At 64.1% G+C, this 13,523-nt stretch carries 12 protein-coding genes; 4 read left to right on the forward strand and 8 right to left on the reverse strand.

What is annotated here, in order from left to right:
• Positions 1-65: 65 nt before the first annotated feature.
• A complete protein-coding gene (locus tag ACIPPQ_RS12285) occupies positions 66-917 on the reverse strand; it encodes a class I SAM-dependent methyltransferase (protein ID WP_446544374.1) in 852 nt (283 codons plus the stop codon).
• Positions 918-1,070: 153 nt separating this feature from the next.
• On the opposite strand from ACIPPQ_RS12285, the gene ACIPPQ_RS12290 reads away from it, so the two are divergent.
• From ACIPPQ_RS12290 to ACIPPQ_RS12305, 4 genes are all read left to right on the forward strand, one after another.
• Positions 1,071-2,042: a glucokinase gene (locus tag ACIPPQ_RS12290; protein WP_446544375.1), complete on the forward strand. Its 972-nt coding sequence runs from the start codon at positions 1,071-1,073 to the stop codon at positions 2,040-2,042.
• 74 nt (positions 2,043-2,116) lie between these two features.
• Complete coding sequence (locus ACIPPQ_RS12295; protein ID WP_446544376.1) at positions 2,117-2,857, forward strand: gamma-glutamyl-gamma-aminobutyrate hydrolase family protein; 741 nt, start codon at positions 2,117-2,119, stop codon at positions 2,855-2,857.
• A 105-nt stretch (positions 2,858-2,962) separates the two neighbouring features.
• The gene (locus ACIPPQ_RS12300; RefSeq protein WP_446544377.1) at positions 2,963-4,336 is read left to right on the forward strand and encodes an aspartate aminotransferase family protein; all 1,374 of its coding nucleotides are present in this window, start codon (positions 2,963-2,965) and stop codon (positions 4,334-4,336) included.
• Between the two features lie 20 nt (positions 4,337-4,356).
• Complete coding sequence (locus tag ACIPPQ_RS12305) at positions 4,357-5,298, forward strand: DUF808 domain-containing protein (RefSeq protein ID WP_446544378.1); 942 nt, start codon at positions 4,357-4,359, stop codon at positions 5,296-5,298.
• Positions 5,299-5,390: 92 nt separating this feature from the next.
• Here the strand turns inward: ACIPPQ_RS12305 and ACIPPQ_RS12310 are convergent, their stop codons facing one another.
• From ACIPPQ_RS12310 to ACIPPQ_RS12340, 7 genes are all read right to left on the reverse strand, one after another.
• Positions 5,391-6,521: an ABC transporter ATP-binding protein gene (locus ACIPPQ_RS12310; protein WP_446544379.1), complete on the reverse strand. Its 1,131-nt coding sequence runs from the start codon at positions 6,519-6,521 to the stop codon at positions 5,391-5,393.
• 2 nt (positions 6,522-6,523) lie between these two features.
• On the reverse strand, positions 6,524-7,366 hold the full coding sequence (locus tag ACIPPQ_RS12315) for an ABC transporter permease (protein ID WP_446544380.1): 843 nt from the start codon (positions 7,364-7,366) through the stop codon (positions 6,524-6,526).
• Positions 7,366-8,271, reverse strand: a complete 906-nt coding sequence (locus ACIPPQ_RS12320) for an ABC transporter permease (protein WP_446544381.1) — start codon at positions 8,269-8,271, stop codon at positions 7,366-7,368. The genes ACIPPQ_RS12315 and ACIPPQ_RS12320 overlap by 1 nt, the downstream gene beginning before the upstream one ends.
• A 23-nt stretch (positions 8,272-8,294) precedes the next feature.
• Positions 8,295-9,401, reverse strand: coding sequence for an ABC transporter substrate-binding protein (locus ACIPPQ_RS12325; RefSeq protein ID WP_446544382.1), 1,107 nt, complete (start codon positions 9,399-9,401; stop codon positions 8,295-8,297).
• 106 nt (positions 9,402-9,507) lie between these two features.
• Entirely contained in the window at positions 9,508-10,899 is a 1,392-nt protein-coding gene (locus ACIPPQ_RS12330; protein WP_446544383.1) for a glutamine synthetase family protein, read from the reverse strand.
• A 7-nt stretch (positions 10,900-10,906) separates the two neighbouring features.
• Complete coding sequence (locus ACIPPQ_RS12335) at positions 10,907-12,250, reverse strand: aspartate aminotransferase family protein (RefSeq protein ID WP_446544384.1); 1,344 nt, start codon at positions 12,248-12,250, stop codon at positions 10,907-10,909.
• Positions 12,247-13,515: an NAD(P)/FAD-dependent oxidoreductase gene (locus tag ACIPPQ_RS12340; RefSeq protein ID WP_446544385.1), complete on the reverse strand. Its 1,269-nt coding sequence runs from the start codon at positions 13,513-13,515 to the stop codon at positions 12,247-12,249. Before ACIPPQ_RS12340 ends, ACIPPQ_RS12335 begins: the two co-directional genes overlap by 4 nt.
• Between the last annotated feature and the right edge of the window lie 8 nt (positions 13,516-13,523).

A 13,523-nucleotide genomic window follows, 5' to 3' on the forward strand; every position in this document is an offset into this window, starting at 1 on the left:
CGATAATCACAAGACGGAGCAGCGTCGGCGCAGCCTTGGAAAAAAATGCGCGTGGCTACGCGCGCCTAGTTTTGCGCCGTCACGACCCATGCGGCGCCGTCGATAAGCACCGATGTTTCGCCGGGGCGCCCGGTAAAGGCGGCTCGGACGGCATCGGCCGCCCGGCCGTGGACATCATCGGATTGATCGGCGAGCGCGCGCGACAGCGGGCCGACCTGGAATGCCATGTCGAGCGCGTCGTCGATCGCCGCCTCGCGGCTCGCGCCGCGGCCGTAGGACAGGGTGGTATCGAAGGGCTTGATGTCGATCGCCGTGAACCCCGCCGCGGCGACAATATCGGCGAGCCGCTGGCGGTCCCCAAAGGCGAAGGGGCCAGGTGCGTTGGGGTCGGCGGGGGCGGGCTGCACGATGTCGCGGATCGCGGCCATTGGCAAGCGGACCCAGTCATTCTCCTGCGCGCCGCGCCAGCATATGAACGCCACGCGTCCGCCGGGCTTCAGCGCGCAGCGCATGTGTGCGAAGGCGGCGACGGGATCGTCGAAGAACATCACGCCGAAGCGCGAGAACAGCAGGTCGAACTGCCCCTGCGGCAAAGCTGCGGTCGCGGCGTCGGCGCAGCGAAAAGCGACCGACGCGCCGTCGGGAGTCGCAGCGCGGGCCATCTCGACGAGCTGTTCCGAAATATCGACCCCGAGCACATGGCCAGTCGGCCCGACCCGCTGTGCCAGCGCAAAGGTCGAGGTCCCCGACCCGCAGCCGATGTCGAGTATCTGTTCGCCGGGCTGCGCCTTGGCCGCGGCGATCGCGGCGCTGCCGAAATCCTCGAGCATCAGGTCGAGCCGCGCCAGGTTGGCGGCCCAGCGCGCGCCGCTGTCGCCGTTCCAGTCGTGGGTGGGTGCGGGCTGGACATCGGGCATCGATCGGCTCTCTATTATTGAGAATGATTCTCAAATAGGCGCGCGGGCGGCAAAGGGCAAGGGGCCGCGCATAGCTATGCCTTGTTGCATCGGACCGGGGCATGCGACATTCCACGCGCAGTCCGGCCATATCGGGATCGGCGAGGGAGAGTCATGAGCGAACAGATCGTCACGGTGGACATTGGTGGCACCCATGCGCGGTTCGCGATTGCCGAGGTCGACGGCGGGCGCGTCCTGTCGCTCGGCGAGGCGACGACCTTGCACACCAAGGACCATGCGAGTTTCCAGACCGCATGGCAGGATTTCGAGCGCCAGCAAGGCGGTGCGCTACCGCGCGCGGTTGCGATCGCCATTGCGGGACCGACGCGCGGAGAGATTATCCGCTTCACCAACAACCCGTGGATCATTCGCCCGGCGCTGATCAATGAGAAGCTGAACGTCGACCGCTATGTGCTGGTCAATGATTTCGAGGCGGTGGGCCATGCCGTCGCGCAGGCCCACGCAAGCTATTTCGAGCGATTGACCGGCCCCGACGAACCGCTCCCCGCAACGGGTACGATCAGCGTCATCGGCCCCGGAACCGGGCTGGGCGTCGCGCATATCTGGCGCGACGGCGCCGATTATCGCGTTCAGGCGACCGAGGGCGGGCATATTGATTTCGCGCCGCTCGATAGCATCGAGGATGCGATCCTCGCGCGGCTGCGCAAACGGCACCGGCGCGTGTCGATCGAACGCATCGTGTCGGGCCCCGGCATCGTCGACATCTATGAAACGCTTGCGATGCTCGAAGGGCGCGCGGTGACGCCGCTCGACGACAAGGCGATCTGGACCAAGGCGCTGAGCGGCGAGGACAGCCTTGCCGCCGCGGCAGTCGACCGCTTCTGCTTGTCGCTGGGCAGCGTATCGGGCGATCTCGCGCTCGCGCAGGGCGCGAGCGGGGTGGTGATCGCCGGCGGGCTGGGGCTGCGGATCCGTGATAGCCTCGTCCGGTCGGGCTTCCCCGAACGCTTTATCGAAAAGGGGCGGTTCGAAGGTTTCATGTCGGCGCTGCCGGTCAAGCTGATCACGCATCCGCAGCCCGGGCTGTTCGGTGCGGCGGCGGCTTTTGCGCGCCAGCACGGCTGACGCAAATATCGCTGGCATCGGCCGGAGAAAATCGGCAGCAAGCTATTCTCGCCTTCTGAAGGATTTCGCCGCCCGTGTCCGCCCGCCCCGTCCTCGGCATCATCGCCTGCAACCGGCAGGTCGGCGCCGAATATGCGCAGGCGGTGATGAACCGTTATGCGAAGGCGGCGATGCGCCACGCCGATTGCGCCGCGCTGCTGATCCCGTCGCTTCCTGACTATATGCGCGCCGACGAGATCGTCGGGCGGCTCGACGGCGTGCTGCTGACCGGCTCGCCGTCGAATGTCGAACCCGCGCGCTATGGCGAGGATGACGCGGGCGAGGGGCCGTTCGACCCCGACCGCGATCGCATGATGCGTGATCTGGTCGAAGCGGTGATTGCCGCGCAGCGTCCGCTCTTCGGTATCTGCCGCGGGTTTCAGGATATCAATGTCGCACTCGGCGGGACCCTGCGCCGCGATACGGCAACGAACGGCGAATTGCTGCGCCACCATACGCCCGACGGCACCTTGTTCGATGCGATGTTCGATCATCGCCACCATGTCGACCTGGTCGAGGGCGGGATGCTGGCATCGGCCTATGGCGCTTCGTCGCTCGACGTGAATTCGGTGCACTATCAGGGCGTCGGACGGCTGGCCGACGGGCTGTCGGTCGAGGCGCGCGCGCCCGACGGGCTGGTCGAGGCGTTCAGCGCGCGGCCCAACGGCGCGCCCTTGCTTGCCGTTCAATGGCACCCCGAATGGGCGGTCGACGGCAACGAAGAGAGCCAGACCTATTTCCGCCTGCTCGGTCAGGCCTTGCGAGGCGCGCTGTGAACCGGCGCGTTACCCGTTACGACCGCTATCTTGCGCGGATCAGCTTCTCGCCCTGATGTTCCGGATCCGGTTTCTTTCCGTTTCCAGATAATCAGGAGTTTTATCATGCCCCGCAATCACGATATCGCCGAACTGCGCCGCCTCGACGTCGCCCACCATCTTCCTGCACAGGCCGACTGGGCCGAGATTGAAAAGCTCGGCGGCAGCCGCATCATCACCCATGCCGAGGGCTGTTATATCCACGACGGGGACGGTCACCGCATCCTCGACGGCATGGCGGGCCTGTGGTGCGTCAATGTCGGTTACGGCCGCGAGGAGCTGGTCGAGGCGGCAGCAGCGCAGATGCGCGAGCTGCCCTTTTACAACACCTTCTTCAAGACCGCGACGCCGCCGACGGTGACACTCGCCGCGAAGATTGCCCAGCTGACGGGCAATCGCCTGCCGCACATCTTCTTCAACGCCTCGGGCAGCGAAGCGAACGACACGGTGTTCCGCATGGTCCGCCATTATTGGAAGCTCAAGGGCAAGCCGAAGCGGACGGTCTTTATCAGCCGCTGGAACGCCTATCATGGTTCGACCGTCGCGGGTGTCTCGCTGGGCGGGATGAAGGCGATGCACGCACAGGGCGACCTGCCGATCCCCGGCGTCGCGCATGTCCGCCAGCCCTATCATTTCGGCGAAGGGCAGGGGATGAGCGAGGGGGAATTCTGCGACGCGTGCGTGCAGGCGATCGAAGACAAGATCCTCGAGGTCGGCCCCGAAAATTGCGCCGCCTTTATCGGCGAGCCGGTACAGGGCGCGGGCGGTGTGATTATCCCGCCCAAGGGCTATTGGCCGAAGGTCGAGGCCGTTGCGCGCAAATATGGCCTGCTGGTCGTCGCCGACGAAGTGATCTGCGGCTTCGGGCGCACCGGCAAGATGTGGGGGCATGAGACGATGGGCTTCACGCCCGATCTGATGCCGATGGCGAAGGGTCTGTCGTCGGGATATCTGCCGATCTCGGCGACCGCGGTGGCGAGCCATGTCGTCGACGTGCTCAAGACCGGCGGTGATTTCGTCCATGGCTTCACTTACTCGGGGCACCCGGTCGCCGCGGCGGTGGCGCTCAAGAATATCGAGATCATCGAGCGCGAAGGGCTTGTCGAGCGCACCGGCAGTATCACCGGCCCGCACCTCGCCAAAGCGCTCGCGACCCTTGATGACCATCCGCTCGTTGGCGAAACGCGCTCGGTCGGCCTGCTCGGTGCGGTCGAGATCGTCGCCGACAAGGAAACGCGCGCGCGCTTTGGCGGCGCCGAGGGGACCGCGGGGCCGACGGCGCGCGATGCGTGCATCGCGAACGGGCTCATGGTGCGCGGCATCCGCGACAGCCTCGTCATGTGCCCGCCTTTGATCATTACCACCGAACAGATCGACGAGATGGTTGCCATCATCCGTAAATCTCTCGATGAGGTGATGCCGAAACTCCGCGCGCTCTAAACAGGAAAGACCAACACCCTATGCCCTCCGGCCTTTTTGCCCTGCTCGACGATATTGCGACAATCGCCAAGGTCGCTGCGGCGAGCATCGACGATATCGGCGCCGCCGCGTCGAAGGCCGGGGTCAAGGCGGCGGGTGTGGTCGTCGACGATACCGCGGTGACCCCGCGCTACGTCACCGGCTTTACCCCCGACCGCGAACTGCCGATCATCTGGCGGATCACCAAGGGGTCGATCTTCAACAAGCTGGTGCTGATCTTGCCCGCGCTGCTGTTGCTTTCGACCTTCGTGCCATGGGCGATCACGCCGCTGCTGATGGTCGGCGGCGCCTATCTTTGCTTCGAGGGCGCCGAAAAGGTGCTGCATTCGTTGCAGAAGGACAAGACGAGCCTCGCCGAAGACGCCGCGATCGTCGCCGATCAGGACCATGAAGAGGCGATGGTGAAGGGCGCGGTACGCACCGACTTCATCCTGTCGGCTGAGATCATGGTCATCGCATTGAACGAAGTGCTCGACGAGCATTTCGCGATGCGTGCGGCGACGCTTGCGGTGGTCGCGATCGCGATCACGATCGCGGTCTATGGCGTTGTCGGGCTGATCGTGAAGATGGACGACATCGGGCTGCACATGGCGAAGCAGGGCAATAGCGCGCGCCGCGCGATCGGGCGCGGACTCGTGTCTTTCATGCCAAAGCTCCTGTCGGCGCTGGCCGTGATCGGCACCGCTGCGATGCTGTGGGTCGGCGGGCAGATTTTCCTCCACGGGCTGCACGAATATCATATCGGCGGCATTGCCGAAGGGCTCGATGCCTTTGCCAAGTCCATCGCCGGCAACCTGCCGGGTGCCGGCGTTTGGGAATGGCTGATCAATGCCGGCGGCGCGGGAATTTTCGGGCTTGTCCTTGGCGGCGTGATCGTCGGCGTTCTGCATCTGCTGCCGGGGAAGAAGGTCGGCGCCCATTAATTCAATTCGTCACTCAGGACTTGATCCGGGGTCCATGACTTCAACGCTGCGATGGATCCCGGATCAAGTCCGGGATGACGAGAGAAGCCAGATTACCCCAGCAACACCACCGGGCTATCGGCGCGCCAGTGCATGCTGACCTTGTCGTCCCAGGTGAAATCCTCCTGATCGTGGCGCGACAGGTTCGGGCGTGAGACGCGAATGCGCGCGCCGGTTTCCAGCTCGATCTCGAACAGCGTGATGTCGCCGAGATAGCTCATCCCCTTGATCTTGCCGCGCGCGAAATTGTAGCCGTCGGGCGCATCCTGCGCGGCCGCCTTGACCGCCTTGCCCGCGCCGGGGACGTGCAGATAGATTTTCTCGGGCCGCAGCGCGACCCAGACGTCGGCGCCGTGCGGGCCGGTGACGCCGTGATTGAGGTAGACCTTGCCGAGCCCCGGGCAATCGACCGCGGCCTTGTCGGGTTCATCGAGGGTCAGCTTGCCCTCGAAGATATTCACCGACCCGACGAAATCGGCTACGAAGCGGTTCGCGGGATATTCGTACAGGTCCGACGGGGTCGCGAGTTGCGCCACCTCGCCCTTGTTGATGACGCCGATGCGGCACGCCATCGACAGCGCCTCGTCCTGATCGTGCGTCACGGTGACGAAGGTTATGCCGACCTTCTCCTGAAGTTCGCTGAGTTCGAACTGCATCTGCGCGCGCAGCTTCGCGTCGAGCGCCGAGAGCGGTTCGTCGAGCAGCAGCACCTTGGGCCGCATCACGAGGCTGCGGGCGAGCGCGACGCGCTGGCGCTGGCCACCCGACATCTGGTCGGGCATCCGCGTCTCGAACCCGCCGAGCTTCACCAGCTCGAGCGCCTCGGCGACGCGGTCCTTGACCTCGCCACCCTTCACGCCCGCGATCTTCAGGCCATAGGCGACATTGTCGGCGACACTCATATGCGGGAACACGGCGTAGCTCTGGAACACCATGTTCACCGGGCGTTTGTTCGGCGGGATGCCCGCCATATCCTGCCCGTCGATCAATATCCTGCCTTCGGTCGGAAGTTCGAAGCCCGCGATCATGCGGAGCAAAGTCGTCTTGCCGCAGCCCGATGGGCCGAGCAGCACGAAGAATTCGCCCGCGTTGATATCGAGGCTGACATTGTCGACCGCGGTCACCTTGCCGAAGCGTTTCGAGACATTCTGGATCTGGATGATCGGTTTGGCGGGCTCGGTCATGGTCAGTGGGTTTCCGCAATGGCCTTCACGCCCTGAAGCTTCAGCGCGACGAAGGTCAGGATGACGGTCAGGATGATGAGCAGGGTCGAGGCCGCATTGACCTCGGGCGTCACCGAGAAGCGGACCATCGAATAGACCTTCACCGGGAAGGTGATCGTGTCGGGGCCGCTGGTGAAATAGGTGATGACGAAATCGTCGAGGCTGAGCGTGAAGGACAGCAGCGCGCCTGCGACGAGCGCGGGCCTGATGTGCGGGATCAGGACGTCGCGGAACACCTGCCACTCGCTCGCGCCGAGATCCTTCGCAGCTTCCTCCTGCTCGCGGTTGAAGGTCGCGAGGCGCGACCGCACGACCATCGTCACGAACGGGAAACAGAAGGTGATGTGCGCGATCGTGATCGCGCCGAGGTTGAACGGCCAGACGAGGTCGGTCGGCCAGCCGACCGCGGCAAAGAACATCAGGAAGGCGACGCCGAGGCAGATTTCGGGGACGATGATCGGCAGCGAAATCGTGCCGTCGACCGCCCCCTTGAGCGGGAAGCGGAAACGCCACAACATCACCGCCGCGACCGCGCCGAGCACAAGGCTGACGACCGTCGCGAGCGCCGCGATCGTCAGCGAATTGAGCAAGGCCTCGACGAGCTGGTCGTTGCCGAGCGCCTTTTCATAATATTTGGTCGTGAAGCCGCGCCACACGACGTTGCGCTTGCTGTCGTTGAAGCTGAAGATCATCAGCACGACCAGCGGCGCATAGAGGAAGACCATCACTGCGCCGACCCAGAGGCGCATCCACAAGGTGCGGCTATATTCGAGCGGGGCTATGGGCGTGCGGGCGAAGAGCGCCATCAGCGGACCTCGGGTACTTTCCTGCGCATCGACTGGATCGCGATCAGCGCGAACATCGCATAGATGAGCAGGAAGGAGAGGGCGGCGCCGAAGGGCCAATCATTTGCTTTCTTGAACTGGCGCTCGATCACATTGGCGATCATCTGGCTGTCGGTGCCCCCCATCAGGTCTGGGGTGAGGTAGGCGCCGAGCGCGGGGATCAGCGTGATCATCACACCCGCGACGATGCCGGGCGCGGCGAGCGGAACGACGATGCGCATGATCGTACGGAAATGCCCGGCACCCAGGTCGAGGCTCGCCTCGATCAGGCTGCGGTCGAGCCGGTCGAGCGCGGCATAGAGCGGCAGGACCATGAAGGGCAGGTGGACATAGACGAGCCCGAAAACGACCGCGAAATTGTTGAAGAGCAGCTGCACCGGTTCCCACGTCGGCAGCGGCTGGAGCCCGACGAGCGTCTTGATCCAGCTCGTCCCCTCCCACAAGGCGCCAAGGCCCTTGTTCGCAAAGCCCTGCGTGCCGAGGAGCATCATCAGCGCATAGGTACGGATGAGCAAATTGGTCCAGAAGGGCAGCATGATGCCGAGAAGCAGCCAGGGGCGCCACTTCTCGCTCGCGAAGGTGATCGCCATCGCGACGGGGAAGCCGACGATCAGGCAGATCAGCGTCACGAGCGCCGCGACCGCGAAGCTCTTTCCGAAAATGGTGAGGTAGAGCCACTCGGTGGCGCGTTTGTAATTGTCGAGCGTGCCCGAAAAGTCGATGCCCGTGTCGCCGACCTTCGTGCTAAAGCTGTAGAGCCAGACGATCGCCATCGGGGCGACGAAGAAGACGATGATCCAGAACAAGGTCGGCAGCGATACCGCCGCAAAGACCCGTCTGTTCGCTTTCCAGTCCTGTTCGGCCACCCCCCGATGCCCCCTTCAGACTGTCAGGCCGCCCGAACCCGTGTGAAGGCTTCCTCATAGAGCGGCTGGAGTTCGGGGTTGAAACGCGCATATTCGCATTTCGCCAAGGCTTCTGCGGGCGGGAAGATCACCGGGTTGTTCTTGTAGCTGTCGGGCATCAGCGCCTTCGCCGCCGCATTGGGCGTCGGATAGAGGATCGTCTCGGTGATTTCCTTGTCGACATTGGCGTCGAGGATATAGTTGATGAAGGCGTGCGCATTCTTCGGATGCGGCGCGCCTTTCGGGATGCACAGATTGTCCGAATTGAGCTGGCTGCCCTCTTTCGGGATAACGAAATCGATATCCTTGTCCTCGACCATCGCCTGCGCGATGTCGCCATTATATTCGAGCACGACGTCAACGTCGCCCTTCAGCAGCAGGTCCTGCCCGTCATCCTCGTGGAATTTCTTCACATTGGGCTTTTGCTTGATCATCATCTTCTCGATCGTCGCGATGTCCGCTGGAGTCAGCGCGTTGACCGATTTGCCCAGATATTTGCCATAGAGGCGGAACATGTCGCCGGCTTCGGAAAGCCAGGCGATGCGCCCCGCATATTCGGGGCTGTCGAACAGCACCTTCCAGCTATCGGGCGCCGCCTTCACCTTCGACTTGCGGTAGCCGATACCGAGCGCGAGCCACGTATAGGGCATCGAAAATTTGCGCTGCAGGTCATATTCGACGTTGATGTAGGCGGGGTCGATATTCTTCTTGTTCGGGATCTGCGCATGATCGAGCGGCAGCAGCATATCGGCCTTGCTCATCCGCTCGACGAAATCGTTCGATGGAACGATGACATCGTAACCGGGATTGCCCGCCTTGAACTTGGCGAACAGCACATCGTTGCTGTCGAACAGGTCCATCGTGACGTCGACGCCGGTTGCTTCCTTGAAATTGTCGAGCGTATTCTCGCCGATATAGGTGTCCCAGTTGTAGAAGTTGAGCTTGGCTTCCTCGCCGTTCGAGAGCTTCTTGCCACCTTCCTTGCTGCACGCCGCGAGACCGCCGAAGCTGATCCCGACCGCCGCCACACCCAGCGCCTGAAGGAGCGAGCGACGCCCGCGGGTTTGCTTGATCAGTTCGAACGGATCCATGGCGCAGCCTCCCTGTATGTGACGTCAAGCTGACTCAATCCGGGCGGCTTGGAAAGAGCTTTTTTGCGCTGCACCAAGATTCTTTGAAACTTTGTTCCAAGTACGATCAGGCGTTCCGCAGATACCAATCGTAATCGAGCGTCGGGACGACGCTGAAATAGTTATCTTGCTCGACGCGCTTCACGATGCTGAACATGTCGACGAAGCGGTCTCCCAGATAGGTGCGCATCAGCTTCGACGCATGGAAGCGGTCGAGCGCCGCGAACCAGTTCGACGGCGGCTTGTCGTCGCCGCTATTGTCGCGGTCGTATCCGTTGCCGACGACCGCGGCGCCCGGATCGGCCTTGTTTGCCATGCCATGGTGTATCCCGGCGAGGACCGCCGCGACCGCAAGATAGGGGTTCGCGTCGGCGCCGCACGCGCGATGCTCGACATGGCGGCTCGGCGGCGGGCCGGCGGGGATGCGGAAGGACACGGTGCGGTTGTTGACCCCCCAGGTCGGCGCGACGGGGGCATAGCTGTTCGCTTTGAAGCGGCGATAGCTGTTCGCGTGCGGGGCAAAGAGCGCGAAGGCATCGCCGATGCTGCCGATCATCCCGCCGATCGCTTGGCGCAGCGCGGGCGTGCCTTCGGGATCGTCGCTCGCGAAAATGTTGTTGCCCTTGCCGTCGTCGACCGAGACATGGATGTGCATGCCGCTGCCCGCCTGATCGGCGAAGGGCTTGGCCATGAAGGTCGCCTCTAGCCCCTGCGCTTGTGCGATCGCCTTGACGAGCCGCTTGTACATGATGGCATCGTCGCAGGCGCGCAGCGCGTCGGGCTTGTGGCGCAGCGTCAGTTCGAACTGGCCGGGCGCGAATTCGGAGATCGCGCTTTCGAGCGGCAGGCCCTGCACGTCGGTCGCGGCGTAAAGCGCGTCGAAGAAGGGGCGGAAATCGTCGAGTTCGCGGAGGCCATAAACCTCGACATGGCGCGGCGTGTCGCGGCTGTATCCGGGGCGGGCAGGACGGATCGATCCATCGCGCGCGCGGCGGGGATCGACGAGATAGAATTCGAGTTCGACCGCGAGCACCGGGGTCAGCCCGTCAGCGGTGAAGCGGTCGATCACGCCGCCAAGCACGTGGCGCGGATCGAGGTCGTGCGGGGTGCCGTCGAGTTCGTAGAAATCGACAAGGAACTGCGCGGCATGGTCGCCGCCCCACGGCGTGCGGACGAGCGTTCCGGGGATCGGCTTCATCGACCGGTCGGCGTCGCCATCTTCCCAGACGAGCCCGGTTTCGACCGTATCCTGCCCCGTGATGTCGACGACGGTGATCGAGCCGGGGAACATGCGGCCGCTCTCGTAGACCGCGAGCACCTCGTGCTGGCGCAGGCGCTTGCCTCGCGGGACGCCGCCCATGTCGGTGTAGATCATCTCGATCGAATCGACGTCGGGGTTCGCCTTGAAAAAGGCTTCGGCCTCCGAACGCGGCGCGATCACGCCCGATGACTTCGACATCGCCCCTCTACTCCTTCAATGCCCGCACGCAGTCGGCAAAGGCGCCAACCAGCCGGTCGATCTGATTGTCGCCGGTCACGGGGCTCACCAACATCATATTGTGGAACGGCGCCAGCAGAATCCCGCGATTGGCGAGGCAGAGGTGGATTACCGCTTCGAGTTCGGGGTGCATTGCAGCCTTCGCTTCGCCGCCGTTTCGGGGCGGCGTGGGACAGGTAAGAAACTCGACGCGCGCGCCGACCTGTGTGACATGCCAGTCGAGGCCGGAAGCCGCGATGACCTGCTCCAGTCCCCCGACGAGCCGCGCGGCGCCCCGCAGCATCCGGTCGTAAGCCGCCGGCGTGATGACATCGGACAACATGGTATCCATCGCCGCGATCGCGAGCGCGTTGGCTGACAATGTGGTGCCGATCCCGCTATGTCCCGGCGCGCGCGCGGCGTTGAGCGAGGCCATGCGGTCGGCAACGTCCGCGCTGAACCCGTAGACTGCACAGGGAACCCCGCCGCCGATCGACTTGCCGACGACCATCAGGTCGGGCGCGGGGCCGTGGGTGACGCCATGGCCGCCGTAGCCCGACGAGATGGTATGCGTTTCGTCGAACACGAGCAGCGTGCCGGTCTCGTTGCACAACCGCCGAAGCGCCGCGAGGAAGCCCGGCGCATCGAGCACCATGCCGACATTGGTCATCACCGGTTCGGCCAGCACACAGGCGATGTCGCGTCCGCGCAGCGCAGCGGCGAGCGCTTCCTCGTCGTTGAATTCGATAACCGTGGTGGTACCGCGCAAATCATGGACCTGGCCGACGAGGCTTGCGCGCATCGTCGGCATGCCGCCTTTCAGGTCGACAAACGCATCGTCGACCGCGCCATGATAGGCGCCGTTGAAAGTCAGGATTTTGGCTCGCCCGCTGATCCCGCGGCACCAGCGGATGACCGCGCGATTGGCCTCGCTGGCGGTGGTCGTGACCTGCCACTGGGGCAGGCCGAACATCGCCGAGAACCGCTCCGACAGCGCGGCGCCGCGTGTCGTCGGGAGCATATAGCTCAAACCTTCGGCAGCTTGCTTCGCGAGTGCGGCGGCGAGCGCGGGCGGCGAATGACCGAACAGGCTCGCCGTGTCGCCAAGGCAGAAATCGTCATAGGCTTGCCCGTCGATGCTCGTCAGCGTCGCGCCCGACGCCGACGCCGCGACGATCGGCACCGGGCTCGGCCAGTCGCGCATCCAGTGGAACGGGACCGACTGGAACCAGCCCTTCGCGGCCGCGTGATGCGCGAAGGCCTGGCGGTTGGCGTCGCGGAAACGGTCGGCCTCGCGGTTCGCGACGCGAGCGATGGCGGTGCTCGATATCACCCGAGCTTGTCCTTCATCGCATAATAGAGCAGCCCGAGCGTCGCGAGCGGCTGGCGCAGCCATTTGCCGCCGGGAAAAGGCTTTGACGGCAGGTTTGCGAGGACATCGAAACGTTCGGCCGTCCCGGCCATCGCCTCGGCAATCAACTCCCCGGCGAGCGTCGTCACCAGCGCCCCGTGCCCTGAAAAGCCGTGCGCGTAAAAGACATTTCCGCGCCGTCCGATGTGCGGCAGCCGGTTCATCGTCACCGCGACCGCGCCGCCCCAGCCATAGTCGATCTTCGCATCGGCGATCTCCGGGAAGACCTCTGCCATGAAGGGCCGCACGAAAGCGGCGATGTCGCGCGGCGGGGTCTGCGAATAACGCTCGCCGCCGCCGAAGATCAGGCGCTTGTCGGCGGACAGGCGGAAATAGTTGAGCACGAAGCGGCTGTCGGCAACCGCCGCGTCGCCGGGGAGCAGCGCGTCGGCGTTCGCGAGCGGCGCGGTCGCGATATTATAATTCATGATCGGAACGGTGTAGCGACCGAGGTCGGGTTCGACGTCGCCGATCCAGCTGTCGGTTGCGTCGATGACGTAGCGGGCACTGATAATCGACCACTCGGTCATGAGCTCGACGGGATCGGCGCTCGATGAATCAATCAGCCAGACGCGCTCATCTTCCCGTATGCGCACCCCCGCTCGTTCGGCGGCTTTGGCCAGTCCGATCGCATAGTTCAGCGGGTGGAAATGCCCGCCCTGCGGATCATGAACGCCGCCATGGTAGAGCGGGGTCGCGATATGAGCGTCCATGTCGGTCTTTGCGACGACATCGCTTTCATAGCCGAATCGCGCTGCCAGATAGTCGGCCTCGCGCCGCATCGCGTCGAAATCTTTTGGCGTCCATGCCGCCTCCAGATGCCCCGCCTTCAGGTCGCACGCGATCCCATGTTTTGCAATCCGCGCCTTTACGCGATTCTCCCGCCAGCAAAGGTTGAACAGCGCATTGGCGCGCTCGCTTCCGAATTCTTCTTCGAGTTCCGATGCCGTCCAGCGAAGGCCCGGGATGAGCTGCCCGCCATTGCGTCCAGAGGCACCGAAGCCGACGGTTTTCAATTCGATCAGGATCACCGAAAAACCACGCTCAGCACAGGCAAGTGCAGCACTAAGCCCCGTGAAGCCACCGCCGATTACCGCAACATCGCAGCGTTCGTCGCCGATGTCGCTGCGCAACTGCCGTTCATGTGCGGTCGCGGCATAATAGCTATGATTTAGCGGGTCGGTCATGGCCGGCG

This window comes from Sphingopyxis sp. LARHCG72, assembly GCF_052871675.1.